Source organism: Mesorhizobium salmacidum (SeqCode) (assembly GCF_037179605.1).
In the GTDB taxonomy this organism is placed as follows: Bacteria; Pseudomonadota; Alphaproteobacteria; order Rhizobiales; family Rhizobiaceae; genus Mesorhizobium; species Mesorhizobium salmacidum.
Window position 1 is genome coordinate 175,397 of record NZ_JAPYKS010000009.1, and the last position, 18,012, is coordinate 193,408.

General features: G+C 62.3%; 24 protein-coding genes. 8 read left to right on the forward strand and 16 right to left on the reverse strand.

Annotation, left to right across the window (positions count from 1 at the left end; translation table 11 throughout):
- Positions 1 to 39 precede the first annotated feature (39 nt).
- Positions 40 to 1,560, reverse strand: a complete 1,521-nt coding sequence (locus O7A60_RS14585) for a sensor histidine kinase (RefSeq protein WP_337106898.1) — start codon at positions 1,558 to 1,560, stop codon at positions 40 to 42.
- A gap of 76 nt (positions 1,561 to 1,636) precedes the next feature.
- Here O7A60_RS14585 and O7A60_RS14590 point away from each other — a divergent pair, with 76 nt between their 5' ends.
- The 4 genes from O7A60_RS14590 to O7A60_RS14605 all read left to right on the forward strand — a co-directional run bounded on the left by O7A60_RS14590 (position 1,637) and on the right by O7A60_RS14605 (position 4,119).
- On the forward strand, positions 1,637 to 2,260 hold the full coding sequence (locus O7A60_RS14590; RefSeq protein WP_337106899.1) for a thermonuclease family protein: 624 nt from the start codon (positions 1,637 to 1,639) through the stop codon (positions 2,258 to 2,260).
- Between the two features lie 33 nt (positions 2,261 to 2,293).
- Positions 2,294 to 2,905 (forward strand): glutathione S-transferase, encoded by a 612-nt coding sequence (locus O7A60_RS14595; RefSeq protein ID WP_337106900.1) that lies wholly within the window; start codon positions 2,294 to 2,296, stop codon positions 2,903 to 2,905.
- The gene (locus tag O7A60_RS14600) at positions 2,845 to 3,519 is read left to right on the forward strand and encodes a uracil-DNA glycosylase family protein (protein WP_337106901.1); all 675 of its coding nucleotides are present in this window, start codon (positions 2,845 to 2,847) and stop codon (positions 3,517 to 3,519) included. The genes O7A60_RS14595 and O7A60_RS14600 overlap by 61 nt, the downstream gene beginning before the upstream one ends.
- A gap of 108 nt (positions 3,520 to 3,627) precedes the next feature.
- Positions 3,628 to 4,119 carry an Lrp/AsnC family transcriptional regulator gene (locus O7A60_RS14605; RefSeq protein WP_006205209.1) on the forward strand — a complete coding sequence of 164 codons (492 nt, stop codon included), beginning with the start codon at positions 3,628 to 3,630 and terminating at the stop codon, positions 4,117 to 4,119.
- A gap of 9 nt (positions 4,120 to 4,128) precedes the next feature.
- Here O7A60_RS14605 and O7A60_RS14610 read toward each other — a convergent pair whose 3' ends face one another.
- From O7A60_RS14610 to moaA, 12 genes are all read right to left on the reverse strand, one after another.
- On the reverse strand, positions 4,129 to 4,692 hold the full coding sequence (locus O7A60_RS14610) for a DUF3299 domain-containing protein (protein WP_337106902.1): 564 nt from the start codon (positions 4,690 to 4,692) through the stop codon (positions 4,129 to 4,131).
- Positions 4,693 to 4,795: 103 nt separating this feature from the next.
- Positions 4,796 to 5,500: a DNA alkylation repair protein gene (locus tag O7A60_RS14615; RefSeq protein ID WP_337106903.1), complete on the reverse strand. Its 705-nt coding sequence runs from the start codon at positions 5,498 to 5,500 to the stop codon at positions 4,796 to 4,798.
- Between the two features lie 7 nt (positions 5,501 to 5,507).
- On the reverse strand, positions 5,508 to 6,377 hold the full coding sequence (locus O7A60_RS14620; RefSeq protein ID WP_337106904.1) for an NAD(P)-dependent oxidoreductase: 870 nt from the start codon (positions 6,375 to 6,377) through the stop codon (positions 5,508 to 5,510).
- Positions 6,378 to 6,490: 113 nt separating this feature from the next.
- Positions 6,491 to 7,315, reverse strand: coding sequence for an ABC transporter permease (locus O7A60_RS14625; protein WP_140505397.1), 825 nt, complete (start codon positions 7,313 to 7,315; stop codon positions 6,491 to 6,493).
- Complete coding sequence (locus tag O7A60_RS14630) at positions 7,312 to 8,028, reverse strand: ABC transporter permease (protein ID WP_337106905.1); 717 nt, start codon at positions 8,026 to 8,028, stop codon at positions 7,312 to 7,314. Before O7A60_RS14630 ends, O7A60_RS14625 begins: the two co-directional genes overlap by 4 nt.
- 73 nt (positions 8,029 to 8,101) lie before the next feature.
- Positions 8,102 to 8,887: an ABC transporter substrate-binding protein gene (locus tag O7A60_RS14635; protein ID WP_027142669.1), complete on the reverse strand. Its 786-nt coding sequence runs from the start codon at positions 8,885 to 8,887 to the stop codon at positions 8,102 to 8,104.
- 159 nt (positions 8,888 to 9,046) lie between these two features.
- A complete protein-coding gene (gene mobB, locus O7A60_RS14640) occupies positions 9,047 to 9,556 on the reverse strand; it encodes a molybdopterin-guanine dinucleotide biosynthesis protein B (RefSeq protein ID WP_337106906.1) in 510 nt (169 codons plus the stop codon).
- The gene (mobA, locus tag O7A60_RS14645; RefSeq protein WP_337106907.1) at positions 9,553 to 10,185 is read right to left on the reverse strand and encodes a molybdenum cofactor guanylyltransferase MobA; all 633 of its coding nucleotides are present in this window, start codon (positions 10,183 to 10,185) and stop codon (positions 9,553 to 9,555) included. The genes mobB and mobA overlap by 4 nt, the downstream gene beginning before the upstream one ends.
- A gap of 54 nt (positions 10,186 to 10,239) precedes the next feature.
- Positions 10,240 to 11,160, reverse strand: coding sequence for a DMT family transporter (locus O7A60_RS14650; protein ID WP_337106908.1), 921 nt, complete (start codon positions 11,158 to 11,160; stop codon positions 10,240 to 10,242).
- Between the two features lie 179 nt (positions 11,161 to 11,339).
- Positions 11,340 to 11,699 carry a hypothetical protein gene (locus O7A60_RS14655; RefSeq protein ID WP_337106909.1) on the reverse strand — a complete coding sequence of 120 codons (360 nt, stop codon included), beginning with the start codon at positions 11,697 to 11,699 and terminating at the stop codon, positions 11,340 to 11,342.
- Positions 11,700 to 11,836: 137 nt separating this feature from the next.
- Positions 11,837 to 12,289: a hypothetical protein gene (locus tag O7A60_RS14660; RefSeq protein WP_337106910.1), complete on the reverse strand. Its 453-nt coding sequence runs from the start codon at positions 12,287 to 12,289 to the stop codon at positions 11,837 to 11,839.
- 75 nt (positions 12,290 to 12,364) lie between these two features.
- Positions 12,365 to 13,360: a GTP 3',8-cyclase MoaA gene (gene moaA / locus O7A60_RS14665; RefSeq protein WP_337106911.1), complete on the reverse strand. Its 996-nt coding sequence runs from the start codon at positions 13,358 to 13,360 to the stop codon at positions 12,365 to 12,367.
- 191 nt (positions 13,361 to 13,551) lie between these two features.
- On the opposite strand from moaA, the gene O7A60_RS14670 reads away from it, so the two are divergent.
- Together O7A60_RS14670 and O7A60_RS14675 are read left to right on the forward strand one after the other, a co-directional pair.
- Positions 13,552 to 13,905 carry a gamma-butyrobetaine hydroxylase family protein gene (locus O7A60_RS14670; RefSeq protein WP_027142676.1) on the forward strand — a complete coding sequence of 118 codons (354 nt, stop codon included), beginning with the start codon at positions 13,552 to 13,554 and terminating at the stop codon, positions 13,903 to 13,905.
- Positions 13,906 to 13,968: 63 nt separating this feature from the next.
- Positions 13,969 to 14,580: a pyridoxamine 5'-phosphate oxidase family protein gene (locus O7A60_RS14675; protein WP_337106912.1), complete on the forward strand. Its 612-nt coding sequence runs from the start codon at positions 13,969 to 13,971 to the stop codon at positions 14,578 to 14,580.
- A 16-nt stretch (positions 14,581 to 14,596) separates the two neighbouring features.
- Here the strand turns inward: O7A60_RS14675 and O7A60_RS14680 are convergent, their stop codons facing one another.
- Entirely contained in the window at positions 14,597 to 15,049 is a 453-nt protein-coding gene (locus O7A60_RS14680; RefSeq protein WP_027142678.1) for a MarR family winged helix-turn-helix transcriptional regulator, read from the reverse strand.
- A 47-nt stretch (positions 15,050 to 15,096) separates the two neighbouring features.
- Here O7A60_RS14680 and O7A60_RS14685 point away from each other — a divergent pair, with 47 nt between their 5' ends.
- Positions 15,097 to 16,005, forward strand: coding sequence for an alpha/beta hydrolase (locus O7A60_RS14685; RefSeq protein ID WP_337106913.1), 909 nt, complete (start codon positions 15,097 to 15,099; stop codon positions 16,003 to 16,005).
- 13 nt (positions 16,006 to 16,018) lie between these two features.
- On the opposite strand, the gene O7A60_RS14690 is transcribed toward O7A60_RS14685, so the two are convergent.
- Together O7A60_RS14690 and O7A60_RS14695 are read right to left on the reverse strand one after the other, a co-directional pair.
- The gene (locus O7A60_RS14690) at positions 16,019 to 16,414 is read right to left on the reverse strand and encodes a rhodanese-like domain-containing protein (RefSeq protein WP_337106914.1); all 396 of its coding nucleotides are present in this window, start codon (positions 16,412 to 16,414) and stop codon (positions 16,019 to 16,021) included.
- Between the two features lie 63 nt (positions 16,415 to 16,477).
- On the reverse strand, positions 16,478 to 17,092 hold the full coding sequence (locus tag O7A60_RS14695; protein WP_337106915.1) for a TetR/AcrR family transcriptional regulator: 615 nt from the start codon (positions 17,090 to 17,092) through the stop codon (positions 16,478 to 16,480).
- Between the two features lie 99 nt (positions 17,093 to 17,191).
- On the opposite strand from O7A60_RS14695, the gene O7A60_RS14700 reads away from it, so the two are divergent.
- Complete coding sequence (locus O7A60_RS14700) at positions 17,192 to 17,935, forward strand: 3-oxoacyl-ACP reductase family protein (protein WP_337106916.1); 744 nt, start codon at positions 17,192 to 17,194, stop codon at positions 17,933 to 17,935.
- Positions 17,936 to 18,012: the final 77 nt, after the last annotated feature.

Sequence of the window (18,012 nt, forward strand, 5' to 3'; positions counted from 1 at the left end):
TTCCTTTTCTCGGCCGTGTCGACGCAGGCGCCCAAGGCGCTACCGCCGTCGCACGGCGACCGCAGCGGTCGGCAGCGCCGGCAGTTCTTCCATCACCCTGCTCAGCGGGAAGATGGCGATCGCCTCGGTGCCCTCGCGCAGCTTGGAATGAAGTTCGAACTCGCCGCCATGCATGGCGAGCAGCCCTTGCACGATCGGCAGGCCAAGCCCGGTGCCTTGCTCGGCGCTCTTGATGGCGATCGACCCCTGGCCGAAGGCTGAAAGCACGATCGGGATCTCGTCCTCGGGAATGCCGGGGCCGTTGTCCTTGATCGAAATGTACTGTCCTCCACCCGCCGTCCAGCCGACCCGGACGCGGATTTCGCCGCCGGTGGCGGTGAATTTGATGGCGTTGGACAGAAGGTTGAGCGCGATCTGGCGCACGGCGCGCTCGTCGGCGAACAGCCGCGGCAATGTCTGTTCGAAATCCTGAACGACGCGGATATCCTTGTTGCGTGCCTTAAGCTCCATCATGTGGCAGCAGTCCTCGACGATGTTGAGCAGCATCACCGGCTCCTCGTTGAGCTGGTATCGGCCGGCCTCGATGCGCGACAGGTCGAGGATCTCGTTGATCAGGTCGAGCAGGTGCTGGCCTGAATCATGCACGTCATGGGCATAGTCGCGATAGGTGGGATTGCTCATCGGCCCCAGCACCTCGTTCGCCATCACCTCGGAAAAGCCGAGAATAGCGTTGAGCGGCGTGCGCAATTCATGGCTCATCGAAGCGAGGAAACGCGATTTTGCAAGGTTGGCGTCCTCGGCCCGCCGCCGCGCCTCGTCCGACATCGATTTCGCCGTCTCCACTTCGGCGATCAGCGCATCCTTTTCGGAGCGGAACGACAAGAGCAGCAGGGAGAAGCGATTGAGGTGACTGGCTATATAGGCGAAGAAAGGCAGCGACAGGACGAGCAGCCCGGCCATGATCACCTCGACCGGCATCCACGACCTGGTCGCGGCATAGGCGTAGAGTGCCACCGGAAACGCGAAGGTCGCCAGCAGGGCGCCGCTCAGGGACGAGGCCATGAGCGCGGTCCCTGCCATGGCGAACAGGAGCACCACCGCCTTGATCACCTGGAACTGGTCGACCTCGCAGGCGCCGCAGCCCAGCCAGACGAACCAGGCCCAGCCAAGGCCGCAAAGGAAATGCCCGACCAGGAATTCCCTTCGCGTTTGCAATGAGTTGAGTTCAGAAGCTTCCGTGCGCTCGATGCGCCGCGCCATGAAGACGACTGTTGTATAGCAGGTGAGCGTAAACAACGCCCAGAGCCCGATCTCATTGCCGACACCGGCCAAACGGCCGGCCGCGGCGATCACCAGGACGAGCAGCGGGATGACGACGGCACCGCTTGTCATGGTCCGGGCGTGGAGCTTCAGCAGTTCGCGATCGAAATCGGGATTGCCGGCCTGCTGCGAAAGACGGTCGCGCGTCTTGCGCACCGCGCGCGCGACATCGCTGTTGCGATGCCGTTTCCTGCGGTCCACAATGAACTTGTCCGCTGTGTTCGAGCGTTGCAAGGGCATCAAAAGCTTCAATTTATGCGCGCAGCGATTTCAAGGTGTTAAGCTACGTTCGAATGATTAACCAACCGTTTGCCATATGAGCCGTTCCTGGTCGCCAAGGTCGCGCCCGCGGTACGCGGCACCTCGCCGCAGAAGCCTGTGGCGCAAGCTGCTGGACTACGGGCTGACCGTCATCATTCTGGGGCTGTTGATCCTGCTTGCGGCGCGTCTTGACCGGGTGGAGACACGCAAGACGCAAGGTACGGCCATTATCAATGACGGCGATTCGATCACGCTCGGCGCCGAGCGCATCCGCATGCGCGGCATCGACGCTCCGGAGTATACCCAGACCTGCCGCAAGAACGGTGCCGATTATGCCTGTGGTACTCAGGCGCGCCAGTCGCTGGTGCGGCTGATCGCCGGCAAGCCGGTCACCTGCAGCGGCTGGCAGCGCGATCGCTATGGCCGGTTGCTTGGCGACTGCAAGGCCGGCGGCACCGACCTCAACCGCGCCCAGGTCGAGGCGGGCTGGGCCGTCGCCTATGGCGACTTCGAAGGCGAGGAAGCCACCGCGCGCGCCGCAAGGATTGGCATCTGGGCGGGCACGTTCGACCAGCCGCAGGATTGGCGCGACAGCCACCACGGCGATGTCGTGGAGCGAAAACATGGCTTGCTGGCGTCGATCGGCGATGCCGTGCGCGAGATATTTCGGTTCTGGTGAAGCATGTCTGGCGGAAGGAAAAGGAGGATCGAAATGAAGCTGTTCGACGGCGGTCGTGCGCCCAACCCACGGCGGGTTCGCGTTTTCCTCGCTGAAAAGGGGATCACGGTTCCGTTGGTGCCCATCGACATGGGCGCACTGGAACACAAGCAGCAGCCGGTCAGCTCGCGCAATCCGCTGCGGCGCCTGCCGGTTCTGGAGCTCGATGACGGCACCATCCTCACCGAATCCGTCGCTATCTGCCGCTATTTCGAGGAGCTTTATCCCGAGCCGGCATTGTTCGGGCGCGGCGCACTTGGCAAGGCGCAGGTCGAGATGTGGCAGAGGCGGATGGAGTTCAACCTACTCAGCAGCGTCACGCAAGCTTTCCGCCACATCCATCCGGCCATGAAGGAATGGGAAATCCCGCAGATCCCCGAATGGGGCGAGGCCAACAAGCAGAAGGCGGTGGATTTTCTCAGGCTGCTGGACGCTGAACTGGGCAGCCGCGAATTCGCCGCCGGGGACAGCTATTCGATTGCCGACATCACCGGCCTGATCGCGATCGACTTCGTGAAGCCGGCACGCATCAAGGTGCCGGAGGAATGCACCAATGTGCTACGCTGGCATCAGGCCGTCTCCAGCCGTCCGAGTGCCGCCGCTTGAGCGTCCAACTGGACAGGCTCGCCGCGACGGTCCGCGCCTGCCGCATCTGCGTCGACACTCCCGTCGGCAAGCCGCTGCCCCACAAGCCGCGTCCGGTGCTGCGACCTTCGTCCAGCGCCCGCATCCTGATCGCCAGCCAGGCCCCGGGAACCAAGGTGCATGTGTCGGGCATGCCATTCACCGACGCTTCCGGCGACCGCCTGCGCAACTGGCTCGGTGTGACCAGCGACGAATTCTATGACATCGAGAAATTCGCCATTGTGCCGATGGGCTTCTGCTTTCCCGGACAGGACGCCAAGGGCGGCGACCTGCCGCCGAGGCGTGAGTGCGCCCCGGCCTGGCGCGCGCCCTTGATGGCGTCGATGCCGCGGATCGACCTGGTGCTGGCGATCGGCATCTATGCGCAGACCTGGCACATGGGCGCCGCGCGCCGCCCCTCGCTGACGGAAACAGTGATGAACTGGCGCGCCATCTGGGAGAGTTCCGTCGGCCCCAAAGTGCTGCCACTGCCACATCCATCCTGGCGCAACACTGGCTGGTTGAAGCAGAATCCTTGGTTTGAAATGGATTTGCTGCCTTTCCTGCGGTCGGAAATCCGCTATCGCCTCGGTTAGGCATTCAGCAAGAAATCACTCGCTTTCGGCGCAGGCAGCAGAATTTCTTTCTTGTGAACGGCCCAAATAAAAGGGAATATAGCGAAACTATTCCACCAGGAGCCTCCGATGGATCGCCTTGACCGAAAAATTCTCCGCCTCCTGCAGGAGGACGCGACGCTCGCGGTCGCCGACGTTGCCAAGAAAGTCGGCCTGTCGACCACACCGTGCTGGCGGCGCATCCAGAAGCTCGAAGAGGAGGGCGTCATCAAGCGGCGCGTCGCCATTCTCGACCACGAAAAGGTCAATGTGCGGGTCACCGTCTTCGTGTCGATCCGCACCAATTCGCACAGCCATGAATGGCTGCGCCGGTTCTCCGAGGTCATCCAGGAGTTTCCCGAGGTGGTCGAATTCTATCGCATGAGCGGCGACGTCGATTACCTGTTGCGTGTCGTGGTGCCCGACATCGCCGCCTATGACGCCTTCTACAAGCGGCTGATCGCCAAGATCGAGATCCGGGACGTGTCGTCGTCCTTCGCCATGGAGCAAATCAAATACACGACCGAAATCCCGCTCGACTACATGGTGCTGGACAAGGAGTCGGGCGCCAACGCGGCCTGATCCCGCAACTCAATTCTTCTTCTTGTTGAGGAAACTCCAGGGCGAGTTCACCGGCAATACGATGGAATCCGGCACCGTGTCGACGGCCATGACATCTGCCCTGCGCACGGCGTAACCGGATTGGATGACGCTGACGCCGTCGAGAATGAACAATTGGCTTTTCTCCATCTCCGGCTTCAGGGCACCAGTAACGGCGACCGGCTGGTAGGCTTCCGACATCTTGTAGGGACGGGCAGGCGTGACCAGCACGATCTGATTGGGCGGCGGCGTCGGCATGTGGCTGCACGCGCCGGTCCAAGGCACCAGCAGGAACTGATAGACGAGATCGCCGTCGCGATCGACCGGCAATGCATAGCCGGCTAATTGTATCGTTTTGTCCTGCAGGGCAACCGACAGCGTCTCGCCGTGATCCGGCAGTTTCGCCGCGATCATCGGCAGGCCGGCGTCTTCGGCAACCGCCTGGGTTACCGGGCGCAAATCCTTCCAAAAGATGTGCGTGGTTTCGGCCGAAGCGCCGGCGGTGGAGAGAGCGAGCGCGGCCGCAAGCGCCAGGATTGATTTGAAATGGGTCATGGCCGCATCCTTTGCGGGCGAGTAAAGACGCCGCCGTCGGTGGCGTCAATGCTCGAGCCGCATCACATGTCGGCGAGAACCGGCCGCAGCACTCCTCAACCTGTCAGGTCTTTCTGGCGGCGAGGCGCTCGATTGTCCTGGCATCCGATAGTTCCTTCACAGCATCCTTGCCGATCCAGCGCGCGGTCTTGTCGGTCGATTGCGCGAGCCTTTCGGCGACAGCAAGGGCAGCACCGTGCATAACCATGGACCGTTTGCCGAGCGAACGAAGGGCCCAGTTCACACCCTTCTTCACGAAATTGCGGGCGTCGGTGGCCTGCGCTTCGATGATGGGCAAGAAGGCGAGAAAGGTCGCCTCCGGCTCTTTCTTCCGGTGGACGACGGACCAGGCCATCATGGCAAAAGCCGTGCGTCGAACAAATTCCCGTTCATCGGCCGCAAATTCGCTGATCAGTTCTATCCAGGCATCCGTGTCGACGAACAGATCAGAGACGCCATCGACGATATCCCAGGAGTCGAAACTCGACGCCCATTGCCTCGCATCCGCGGCGGAAAACCGCTTTGGGTCGGCCGTGACGGAGGCGATGAACTGCGCCTCCACGATACCTGTCTGCCACAGCGCGAACGCGCGCTCGTGGTTGCGCTTGATTTTCTTGGCAATCTGCCGCTGCACACCGTGCGAGATGCCGAGCGCACGTTCGATCTTGATGCCGTAGCGCAGCATGCCAAGACGATTTTCCTCCGAGGCGATCGAGCGCAGATACGCGACGATTTCTTCTGCACTGGATTGGGGCGAAAGCTCGGCCATCGCGATCCTATTTTTCCAGCCGGGCCAGCAACGAGGACGTGTCCCAGCGTTTGCCGCCCATCGCCTGCACGTCCTTGTAGAACTGGTCGACAAGCGCGGTCACCGGCAGCCGGGCGCCGTTGCGGTTGGCTTCCGCCAGGCAGATGCCGAGGTCCTTGCGCATCCAGTCGACGGCGAAACCGAAATCATATTTGCCGGCGTTCATGGTCTTGTGCCGGTTTTCCATCTGCCACGAACCGGCCGCACCCTTGGAAATCACCTCGATGACCTTTTCGATGTCGAGGCCGGCCTTCTTGCCGAAATGGATGCCTTCCGACAGTCCCTGCACCAATCCGGCGATGCAGATCTGGTTGATCATCTTGGTGAGCTGGCCGGCGCCCGCCGACCCCATCAGTCCAACCATGCGGGCAAAGGCGTCGATGACGGGCCTGGCCCTGTCGAACGCAGCCTCATCGCCACCGACCATGACGGTCAGCACGCCGTTCTCGGCGCCGGCCTGGCCACCCGAGACCGGCGCGTCGAGAAATGAGAATCCGCCCGATTGCGCGGATTGCGCCAGTTCGCGCGCGACTTCAGCCGACGCCGTGGTGTTGTCGATGAAGACCGAGCCTTTCTCCATCGCCTTGAAGGCGCCTTCCGACCCTGTGGTCACCGAGCGCAAATCATCGTCGTTGCCGACGCAGGAAAAGACGAAATCCTTGCCCTCGGCGGCCTGAGCCGGCGTCGCGGCAAGGCTGCCGCCATGTTGGGCGACCCATTGTTCGGCTTTGGCTTGGGTACGGTTGTAGACGGTGACGTCGTGGCCGCCCTTGTTCTTCAGGTGTCCGGCCATGGGATAGCCCATGACCCCAAGACCGAGAAATGCCACCGATGCCATGCCTTGTCCTTCCGGCGAAACAGAGATTTCAGCTGCGGAAGCTCTAGGCCATGCGACGAATTCGTCAAGGCGCGCACCGCCGCATCGACTGGCACAGGCCGATCAGGAACGGTTCAGCGCTTTAGGTGGATCGTGATCCGGCGCTCGATCCATTCGACGCCGTGGCGCAGGATTTCGACCATCACAAGATAGACGATGGCGACCCAGACATAGGCCTGGAAATCGAAGGATTTGGCGTAGGCGAGCTTCGCGTTGCCCATCAGGTCGTAGACGGTGATGATGGCGACGATCGCCGAAGCCTTGATCATCAGAACCAGCTCGTTGCCGTAGGGCCGCAATGCCACGATGAACGCCTGCGGCAGGACAACCTTGCGCAGCGTCTGCAGCTTGTGAAGGCCGAGCGAGGCGGCTCCTTCCCATTGGCCCCTGGGCACGCTTTCGATGGCGCCGCGCAGGATCTCGGCCTGATAAGCCGCGGTGTTGAGCGCAAAGGCGAAGACGCCGCAGTTGAAGGCCTCGCGGAAGAACCACCACAGCCCGATGGATTCGAGCTGCAGCCGGAAGGAACCCAAGCCATAGTAGACGAGGTAGACCTGGACCAGCAGTGGCGTGCCGCGGAAGAAATAGACATAGCAATAGGCAAGGCCGGACAGGAAACGGCTCTTCGACATGCGGCCATAGGTGACGGGCAGCGAAAAGATCGCGCCGACCACCATCGAGATCGCAACGAGCGACAGCGTGGTCCACAGCCCCTGCAGATAGGCAGGCGCATATCTGGCAAAGAACTCGCCATTCCAGGCATAGATGAGATAGGCGAGGATACCGAGGCCGAAGAGAATCCAGAGGCCGACAAGCGCGTACCCGACGATACGGGTGCGCGGCCAGCCGCGTGCCTGCGGCGGCGGCCGGTCAACGGAGATAGCTTGGCTGACGCTCATCGTGCCTCCCTCCGTCCCAGCGAACGCAAGATGAACCCGGTCGCGATCGACGACAGGATCGCCAGGACGAGGAAAACCAGGGCCGCGACGCTGTAGAACAGGAACGCGTGTTTCGTGACACGCGCCGCCACCCCCGCGTTGCGCAGGGTTTCGGCGAGGTTGACGACCGAGACCAGGGCGGTGTCCTTGAGCAGGCTGAGCCAGCAATTCTCGAGGCCGGGGAAGGCGATGCGCAGCAGCTGAGGCAGGATCACCTTGCGCATGGTCAGCCATGTCGACAGGCCGATCGCGTAGCCGCCCTCATACTGGCCATTGGGAATGGCGCGAAAGGCGGAGAGGAATACCTCGCTGGCGTAGGAGGAAAAGATCAGCGACAGTACGATCATGCCGGCGATGAAGCTGTCGACGTCGACCGTCGCCTCGGGCTTGAACAGGCGGATGACATATTGCAGCAGGATGGGCATGCCGAAGAAGAACAGGAACAGCGTCACCAGTTCCGGCAGGCCGCGAAACACGGTGGTGTAGATGTTGGCGGCCACCCGCAGCGACGGTTCTTCGGACTGCTTGGCCCAGGCGACGAAAAAGCCGATCGTCAGGCCGATCGGCAGCGTTGCAAGGGCAAGCGCGATGGTGACCAGCGCGCCATACGCAATATCGTCACTCCAGCCCTCGGGTCCCCAACTCAGCAGTGTCCATATGCTTTGGGCTGGCATTGACTAGTCTTATCCCCACGGCGCTCCTGAGATGAAAGGCGGCAGGGGTTCCCTGCCGCCTTGGCAATGATGATCAGGACTCGGCACCGTAGACGTCGAACTTGAAATACTTGTCGTTGATTTCCTTATATTTTCCGTTGGCACGGATGGCGTCGATGGCGGAATTCAGCTTGTTGACCAGGTCGGTCTCGCCCTTGCGAACGGCTATGCCGGCACCAGGGCCGAAAATTTCGACCGGTTGCGGCGATGGCTGGCCGAGGATCTTGCAGCAGGCGCCGTCAGGCGAATCAAGCCACTGCTGCAGCACGACGATATCGTCCTCGATAGCATCGAGACGGCCATTGGCAAGATCTGCCTGCTCCTCGGGGCTGCTCGGGTAACCTTTGACCGTGCTGTCGGTGTAGGTCTTCGAGGCATAGTTGAAATGGGTGGTTGTGGTGGCGACACCGATGCTCTTGCCGGCGAGGTCTTCCTTGGTCACGCCCTTCAGCGGCGAATCCTTCGGCACGGCGAGCGCCGACGGCGTGTTGTAGTATTTGTGCGAGAAGTCGACCTTCTCCTTCCTCTCCGGCGTGATCGACATCGAGGCGACGATGGCATCGAACTTGCCGGCCTGAAGTGCGGGAATGATGCCGTCCCAATCCTGGGCGACGAAGGTGCACTTGACCTTCATCTCGTCGCAAAGCGCCTTGGCGATGTCGATGTCGAAGCCGACAAGCTGGCCATCGGCGGTGAGGTTGTTGAAGGGGGGGTAGGCGCCTTCGGTGCCGATCCGCAGGGTCTTTTCCTGGGCCTGGGCTACGCCGAGCGTCAGCAGCGCAGCCGATGCGGCGAGCGCGATACGCAGTGCAATACGCATGATAGTCCTCTCTTTATCGTCCCGGCCGTCGTTCCGAAACGGCTCTGTGGGGCGGTGCTTTTTGACCGCCCGCTGGGCCGATACTCCCACTCTTTCCAAGAAAAAAGCAACTGCAAAACCGCCAAAATCGGTAATGGGATTCTGCCCTTACGTTACATCTCAAGCAACGAGGCCGGTCGTGCGCTCGATGAAGTCGGCTATGGATTCTACGTCGTCGAGGTCGAACGCCGGCAGGCTCTTGTCGGTGATGGCGAAATCCGCGGCGACGGCGACAATATTGGGATCACCCGCCGCAAGCGGCGTCCGGTCCTTCGCTTCCAGTCGCCTCGTTTCGATCTTGCGGTGGGATTCGCGCTTGTAGCCTTCGACCAGCACGATGTCGCACGGGGCGAGCCGCGAAAGGATGGCGTCCAGCGGCGGCTCTTGCTCGCCACGCAACTCGTGCATCAGCGCCCAGCGATTGCCCGACACGATCGCAACCTCGGTTGCGCCGGCCTGCCGATGGCGGAAGCTGTCCGCGCCGGGCTTGTCGATGTCGAAATCATGATGGGCGTGTTTGACCGTCGAGACCTTCCAGCCGCGCCGCACAAGCTCGGCGACCAGCTTCTCGGTGAGTGTGGTCTTGCCGGAGTTTTTCCAGCCGGTTATGCCGAAGATGCGTCTGTTCATGGCGTCATGCTCTGCAACAGGTGTTCGGCCAGGGCAAGATCGTCCGGCACGTTGATGTTGAAGAAGGGATCGATTGGTTGTCCGGCGGATTGCAGGAACGGGAATTCCACCTCGACATAGTCGTGCCGCTCGATGAAGGCCGAAACCCGCTTGTTGTCTTCGTCGACCAGGAAATGCCGCAAAGCTTCGCGGCATCCAGTCGGCCATAGCGCGAAGGTTGGATGCCGCCTGCCTGACGAGAAAGCGACGGCGATCGAACCGGGACGTTCATCGACTGCCGCCGCCAGACGATCGACGAGATCCAGCGGCAGGAAAGGCGTGTCGCCGGCAGCAGTGACGACCGCCTTGCAAGGCCTGCCGGCAGCGGCCCATTCCAGGCCGGTGAGGATACCGGCAAGGGGACCGGCAAAGCCTTCGATGGTATCGGCCAGCACCGGCAGCCCGAAACGGGCAAACCGTGCCGGGTCGCCGTTGGCACTAAGCGCCAGGGTCTCGAACTGCGGGCCAAACCGCGACAGGACCTGGTCAAGCAAGCAGCCGCCGCCCAGCGGCAACAACGCCTTGTCACCACCGCCCATTCGTCTCGACTGGCCACCGGCCAGAATGATCCCCGTGACATCGCGCTTCATGCCATCCAGCCTGTACGCCAGCCGCCGGAAATCGCAAGCGGCTTCAAGGGAGTGCTAGAGTCCTTCCGGCGCCATGGCCCGGCCGGTGCTTTCGGCGACGATCCTTCGCCGGCCGACGATGCGCTCGCGATAAAGCGCATAGAGGCCCGAGACGACGACTATTGCCGCGCCGGCGATCATCGGCATGTCCGGTATATCACCGAAGATGATCAGGCCAAGCAGTATCGACCAGAGGAGCGCGGTATAGCGGAACGGCGCGATGAAGGAGATCTCGCCCGAACGCATCGCCATGATGATGAATTGATAGCCGATCAGCACCAGCACTGCCGCCAGCGCCAGCAGCGCCGTGCTTTTGCCTGTCATCGGTGTCCAGCCGCCCAGCGGCGTCAACAGAAACGCGCCGACGACGGTCATGGCAAGCGCGGTGGCGGTTGATACCAGCATCGTCGGGATGGCCTGGGGGATGCGCTTGGTGGCGAGGTCCCGCACCGTGCAGCACGCGACGCTGGCCAGCGCCACCAGCGAATAGACGCTGAAGCCCTCGAAACCCGGCCGCACGATGATCATTACCCCGGCAAAACCGATAGCGATCGCCAACCAGCGCCGCCAGCCGACCGCTTCGCCGAAAAACAGCGCCGCGCCCATCGTCACCGCCAGCGGCAGTGCTTGTAAGACGGCCGAAACGCTGCCGATCGGCAAATGGGCGAGGGCGACCAGGAAGGACACAGTGGCGCCCGCTTCACTCAGCACACGGATCGCCACCAGCGGCTGCAGCATCAGGCGAGGCTGGACAAGCGCTCCGCGTTGCCAGGCTAGCAGGCCGACGAAGAGCGAGGCGAACGCCCCTCTGATCAGCATGACCTGCGCCATGTTCATCGACTGGGAAGAGTACTTGGTAATGGCGTCGTTGAGCGTGAAGCCAACCATCGCCACCACCATGAACAACGCGCCGCGAAGATTTGGGGAAAGGGGCAAGACATCTACCGGTTGCTTTGGCATGCAAGCCTGTAACAGCCCGCAACGAAACAGCAACAGCAAAGGGCTGGGCCAGGACCGGATACCCATCGTCGCCGGCGTGAAATCATCCTGGATCAGGCACGAATTCTGTCGGAAGGCGGCATTGCCTCCCGACACCTGTACAGCCGAGGCGATCCCTATTGCTTCGGCGTCAGCACCTCGGTGCCATTCCCCTCCTTGCCGGCGATGGTCCACAGGCCATGCAGCGACCCGTCATCCTCAACCTTGTAGACGACGAGGCCGATATCCTTGCCCATTGCGTAGCCGGCGGAGAATGCGTTGTCGTTGCGCATGCAGATGCCATCGGAGGATGAGCCGCCCGTCTCCCAATGGATCGCGCAGGTGGTCCCGCTGGTCAGCGTGATGGTGGCCTCGCCGTCATAGGACGAACCGTCGAAATTGGTGCCGGCGACGGTGTAAGTGCCGCCGACCGACTGGGCAGCCGCGGGCAGGGTGGCCAAGCCGAGCAAGGCGAAAGAAAGAAGAAGTTGGCGCATGATGTTATCCCCCGAGAAAGCGATGAGCCGCTAGGGAACGGAGGCTAGGCGGGAAACCGTCACCAGTAAATCAGACCGGCATTTGCGGACAAAGATTTGCTTGCGGTGTGGCTAAAATGCTCGTGACTAGCTATGGCTCATGGCCCCTTTAGGCCGCCGCCGATGACGCCGACCAGCGGGTCATATTTCGATTTCAGCGCCGGTGGGTAATCGATCCAGACCGTGCGGATGACGCCATCCCTGCCAAACAGCCGCCGCTCGTAAAAGATCTTTCCATCCTTCACGCCCGACAGCACCGCCCAGTCCTTGCCGGCCTTGCTGTAGGTGACCTCGTAGCCCGGCTCGTTGCTCGCTCTTTCGCCGGCAATGAATCCCTTCGGCGTGTCGTCATCGACATTGAATATACCGGAGCATGTCAGGCTGGCGCTGTCCGCACTCAGCCACACCTGCCCGTCGCCATTCTCAGGCTCGGGCTGGCGATCGGTAAAGACATCGTCGGGAAAGGTGCAGACGGTGCCGAAGCGCTCGTTCACGTAGGTGGATTGCGCGGCAAACGCAGTGCTCGCCGAGCCCACGGCGAGAGATGTCACGATCGAAAAGTACCACCGCATGTCTGCTCGAAGCCGATGATTGCAGGGCAATTCTCGCACAAAAAGACGAGAAGGTCAGCCGCCCGTGACACTCATATGCCGTGACACCGACGGACGGCTGGTGCGGCGGTCGATGATGAAGTCATGGCCCTTCGGCTTGCGGCCGATTGCTTCGTCTATAGCGTCGGCGACAAGTTCGTTGCCTTCGGACGCGCGCAGCGGCGCGCGCAAATCGGCCGCATCCTCCTGGCCAAGGCACATGTAAAGTGTGCCCGTGCAGGTCAGCCTGACCCGATTGCAGCTTTCGCAGAAATTATGCGTCATCGGCGTGATGAAGCCGAGTTTCCCGCCGGTCTCGCTGACATAGACGTAGCGGGCCGGGCCACCGGTCTTGAACGGGATGTCGGTCAGCGTGAACTGGCGCTCGAGCGAAGCGCGCAGCAGCGACAGCGGCAAATACTGGTCGGTGCGGTCGGCATCGATCTCACCCATAGGCATGGTTTCGATGACGGTCAGGTCCATGCCCCGGCCATGCGCCCAGCGCATCATCTCGGGCAATTCGGCGTCGTTGAAATCCTTCAACGCCACCGCGTTGAGCTTGACGTTCAGTCCCGCCGCCTGAGCCGCGTCGATGCCGGCCATGACCTTGTCGAGATGACCCCAGCGGGTGATGGCGTGGAATTTGTCGGCATCGAGCGTATCGAGCGAAACGTTGATGCGCTTGACACCACAATCGGCGAGTTCGGCGGCGAAGCGCGAAAGCTGCGAGCCGTTGGTGGTCAACGTCAGTTCTTCCAGTGCGCCGCTTTCGAGGTGCCGCGAAAGCTGGCGCACCAGATGCATGATGTTCTTGCGCACCAACGGCTCACCGCCGGTGAGGCGCAACCGTCTGACACCCTTTTCGATGAAGACGGAGCAGAGCCGGTCGAGTTCTTCCAGCGACAGCAGGTCCTTCTTGGGCAGGAAGGCCATGTCCTCCGCCATGCAATAGGTGCAGCGGAAATCGCAACGGTCGGTGACCGACACTCTGAGATAGCTGATCGTGCGACCGAAGGGGTCGATCATATTCATGTTCGAACGTTTCCGTGGCCGTTATCGGCATCGTTATATATAGCTATGTGATACGATCCAGCCCGCCATTCAAGATAGCTTGCCTCGATCCTTGGTAACATTCCGCGACCGACATTGCGTGTCGGACACCGTTGACGCCTTTGCGTGCGGGGCGAAGCAGCGTAGGGAAGGGCATTCAGGCAGGATCGACCATGACAGCGCCAAAAGAACTGAGGGTCTCCAGGGACCGCAAGCTGCTCACCGTGACGTTTCCCGGCCATCAGCCGTTCGAGTTGCCGGCGGAATTGCTGCGCGTGGCATCGCCTTCCGCGGAAGTGCAGGGCCATTCGCCGGAACAGAGAGTGACGGTTCCCGGCAAACGCGATGTGGCCATCCTGAAGATCGAACCGGTGGGCAATTACGCCGTGCGCATCACCTTCGACGATTTCCATGACACCGGCATCTTCACCTGGAATTACCTGCACACGCTCGGCCACGAGAAGGACGCACGCTGGAACGCCTATCTCGCGGAGCTCGCCGAGAAGGGGTTGAGCCGCGATCGTTAGCCGCCGTTGCGTCGTCAAAACGTCATGTGCCGGGAGTAGGGGCGGCGGATCGGGAGACGGAAAATGTCGGTGATCACCACAGTCGAACAACTCGAAGCGCTCTACGGATTGCCCGGCGAAGCCTCCGTGGTCAAGGAACTCGACCATGTCATTCCCGAATACGCCGCCTTTATCGAAGCCTCGCCCTTCGTCGCGCTCGCGACCAGCGGTCCGGAGGGGCTGGACTGTTCGCCGCGCGGCGATCTCGCGGGCTTCGTGCGCATCGTCGATGCGAAAACGCTGATGATGCCGGACCGGCGCGGCAACAACCGTGCCGATTCGCTAAAGAACATCATCCGCGACCCGCGCGTCGGCCTGCTGTTCCTGGTGCCGGGCTCCGGCACGACGCTGCGCATCAACGGCCGGGCGCATATCACCACGGATGCAGCGCTGTGCGCGTCGTTCATGGTCGACGGCAAGCCGGCGCGTTCGGTCACCGTGATCGATGTCGATTCGGTTTATTTCCAGTGCGCCCGGGCGATCGTGCGGTCGGAGCTGTGGAACCCGGAGAGACATGTCGATCCGAAGTCGCTGCCGACACCCGGAAAGATCCTGGAAATCACCAGCCGCAAGAATATCGACGGCGAAACCTACGACAGGGAATGGCCGGAACGAGCGAAAAAATCGATGTGGTGATCTACTGAAAGGGCGGTCACGCCTCGTTCAGCACGTCATAGATCTTGCGCATCTGGTCGCCGATCATGTCGCATTGCTCCGGCGTCGACTGGCTCATCGCCTTCTCGATCAGCGCCATATGCACTTTCAGCGCCTGCATCAGCAGCGCCTCGCCGGCTTCGGTTAGCGTAAGCCGCAAAACGCGCTTGTCCTTCTCGTCGCCTTCGCGCCGCAGCAGGCCACGTGTCTCGAGCTGCGGCAACAACATGGTGATGTTGGAACGGCCCACGAGCAGCTTGCGGGCAAGGTCGTGCTGCGACATGCCGGGATGGCGGTAGAGATTCATCAGCACGTCGAGCTGCGCCGGCTTCAGGTCGAGCGGCGCGAGTTTCACCGCCAGCGTGCGCTCCAGCACATGGCAGGCGCGCGCCACCGCGACCCAGTTGCGAAAACGCGGGTTGTCCCAGGGTAGCTCTTGTTTATTGTTCATCTTTGAACTATTATGTTCATGCTTGAACGTATGGATGGATTCTGACTATGGCATCATTCGGGCTGAAGGTCATCCGAGGTGTGTTTGGTGCGGCCGAACATGTCGCGCCGCGCATCACCGGACGTGCGGCTTTCGAATTGTTCTGCCGTACGCCAAGCACCAGGACGCTGACCGACGGCGAGCGCCGCGCTATCGACCGCGCCGCCGAGTTCATGGCCGAGGCGCGGCATCACCGGCTGAAGACCGCGACCGGCTGCGTCATGGTGCATGAATTCCGCCCTGAGCCGGGCCGCGAGCCTGCCGGCACCGTTCTCGTCATCCATGGCTGGCGCTCGCGTACCGAATATATGCGCGTGCTGATCGAAGGGTTTCGCGCTGCCGGCCATAAGGTCGTCTCGCTCGATCTTCCCGGTCATGGCCATTCGCAGGGCAGGCACCTCAACATGGTCAACGCCGTCGAAGCCGCAAGAGTGGCCGGCGAATGGTTCGGGCCATTCGTGGCCGCCGTCGGCCATTCCTTCGGAGGCGCTGTTGCCGCCAATGCCATCGCCGGCTCCGTCAAGGACATCCCGCCGCTGGCGGCCGCACGTCTTGTGCTGATCGCGGCGCCAAGCTCACTGCCGGCAATCTTCGACGACTTCAGCCGCATGCTCAATGTCGGTCCCCGCTCGCAAGTCGCGATGGCTGACCGCGTCGAATATCTCTCCGGCCGGCCGCTGCATGAGTTCACCGGTGACCGCCAGCTTGCCCAGGCGCCCGTGCCGACGCTGGTCATCCACGCGCCTGACGACCGGGAGGTGCCGGCTGAACATGCGCGACGCTATGCCGGCGCCGGTGATCATGTGCGGTTGCACTGGGCCGACGGGCTCGGCCATCGCCGCATTCTGGCCGACAAGGGTGTGGTTGAACGCGCCGTCGGCTTCGTGGCGCAGCGCGGGCCGTCGCTGCTCCACTGAGCGGCATTCAGGCCTATTTCTTCTTTTCCCCAGGCTCTACGGGCAACCCGGCCGTCTTCCAGGCCGTGTAGCCGCCGAGAATGTGCTTGACCGGCGAAAGCCCCATGTCCTGTGCGGTCTTGGTGGCCAGCGCCGAACGCCAGCCGCCGGCGCAGAAGAAGACGAAGCTTTTTCCGGAAGCGAAGAACGGCTTGTGGTAGGGGCTTTCGGGATCGATCCAGAACTCCAGCATGCCACGGGTGACATGCTTGGCGCCGGGAATTCTGCCGTCACGCTCGATCTCTCGAGGATCGCGCAGATCGACGAAAATGGTGTCTTCGTCTTCAAGCAGTCCTGCCGCTTCCTCGGGTGAGACCACTTCGATCTCGGCGTTGGCCTCATCCAGCAGTTCGCGATATCCTTTTTTCACTGTCGTCCCCCCGGCCGCAGGTTTGCTGGCAAGGCGGATTTCGAGCACAACGAACTGTGTTTGTCACGCCTCGACGGTGCCGGCCATAGTCTTCCAGGCGGCCATTGCCCCGGCCACCGTCGCCAGCAGGGCGGCCCGGGAAGCGCCGTCGCGCGCCTGGATCGACATGCCGTGCTGGACCGTTGCGAAAAAGGTCGCCGCGGCACGGCAATCGAAGCCGGCGGGCAGTTCACCCTCGGCCACGCCGCGATCGAGACGCTTCTTCAGGGCGGCAAGATTCTCGGCGCGGCGGCGCCGCAAATCCGTGCAGATCGCGCCTCGGCTCGAATCTTCGTGCAGCGCACCCAGAGCAATCAGGCAGCCCCGCGGGCGACCCGTCTGCGAATAGGCCCTTGCAGTGCGGCGCAGAAACCGCTCGATCGCAAGGCGCGCCGTTGGCGCCTCTTCCAGCGCGAGCCAGATGTCGGCGCCTTCCACGCGGGAATAGAGATCGGTGGCCTCGAGGAACAGGGCCTCCTTGCTACCGTAGGCGGCATAGAGGCTCGGCGAATTGATGCCCATCGCGGCGGCGAGATCGCTGATCGACGCGCCTTCATAGCCCTTGGCCCAAAATACATCCATCGCGCGCCGCAGGGCCGCGGTTCGATCGAACGTGCGGGGACGGCCTCTTTCCGACATGACGCCCTTTTCTGTGTTGATCGATACATAAATGAGTTGACGCGACTGGGCAAGGTTGGCAGATATTTATGTATCAATCGCTACATAAATGAGACATCGATGTCATCAGGAAGTTTGAACGGCAAGGCGGCACTCGTCACCGGAGGCAGCCGCGGTATCGGGGCGGCAATCGCGCGAAGGCTCGCGGCAGACGGGGCCGATGTCGCGCTGACCTACGTGCATGGAGAGGAACTGGCTCGGTCCGTCGTCGCCGAGATAGAGACCAAGGGCGGTCGCGCCATCGCGATCAAGGCCGACAACCGTGATGCCGAGGCCATAGACCAGGCGGTTGCCGATGCGGTGACCGCCTTCGGCCGACTCGACATCCTGGTCAACAGTGCCGGCATCTGGCGTGCGGCGCCGATCGATACGCTGTCGCTTGCCGATTTCGACGAAACCATGTCGGTCAATCTGAGGGCGCCGTTCATCGCCTCGAAAGCGGCGGCAAGACACATGAGCGAGGGCGGCAGGATCATCTCGATCGGCAGCAATCTGGCAGAGCGGGTCACCGACACCAGCCTGGGAGCCTACTCGGCCAGCAAGGCGGCGCTGGTCGGCCTGACCAAGGCATTGGCCCGCGACCTCGGGGCACGCGGCATCACCGCCAATGTCGTCCATCCCGGCTCGACGGATACCGACATGAACCCGGCCGACGGCCCGCATGCCGACCATCAGCGCCAGAAGATGGCGACCCCGCGATTCGGCAAGGCGGAGGATATCGCCGGCATGGTTGCCTGGCTCGCCGGACCGGAGGGCCGTTTCGTCACCGGAGCCGCGCTGACCATCGACGGCGCAAACGCTTGAGGCGCGAGGCTTCCCGTGGCCGGGGCGACAGTTCGGTCGCGCCGGCCGTCACGATGTTGTGAAACCGTTCTGCAACA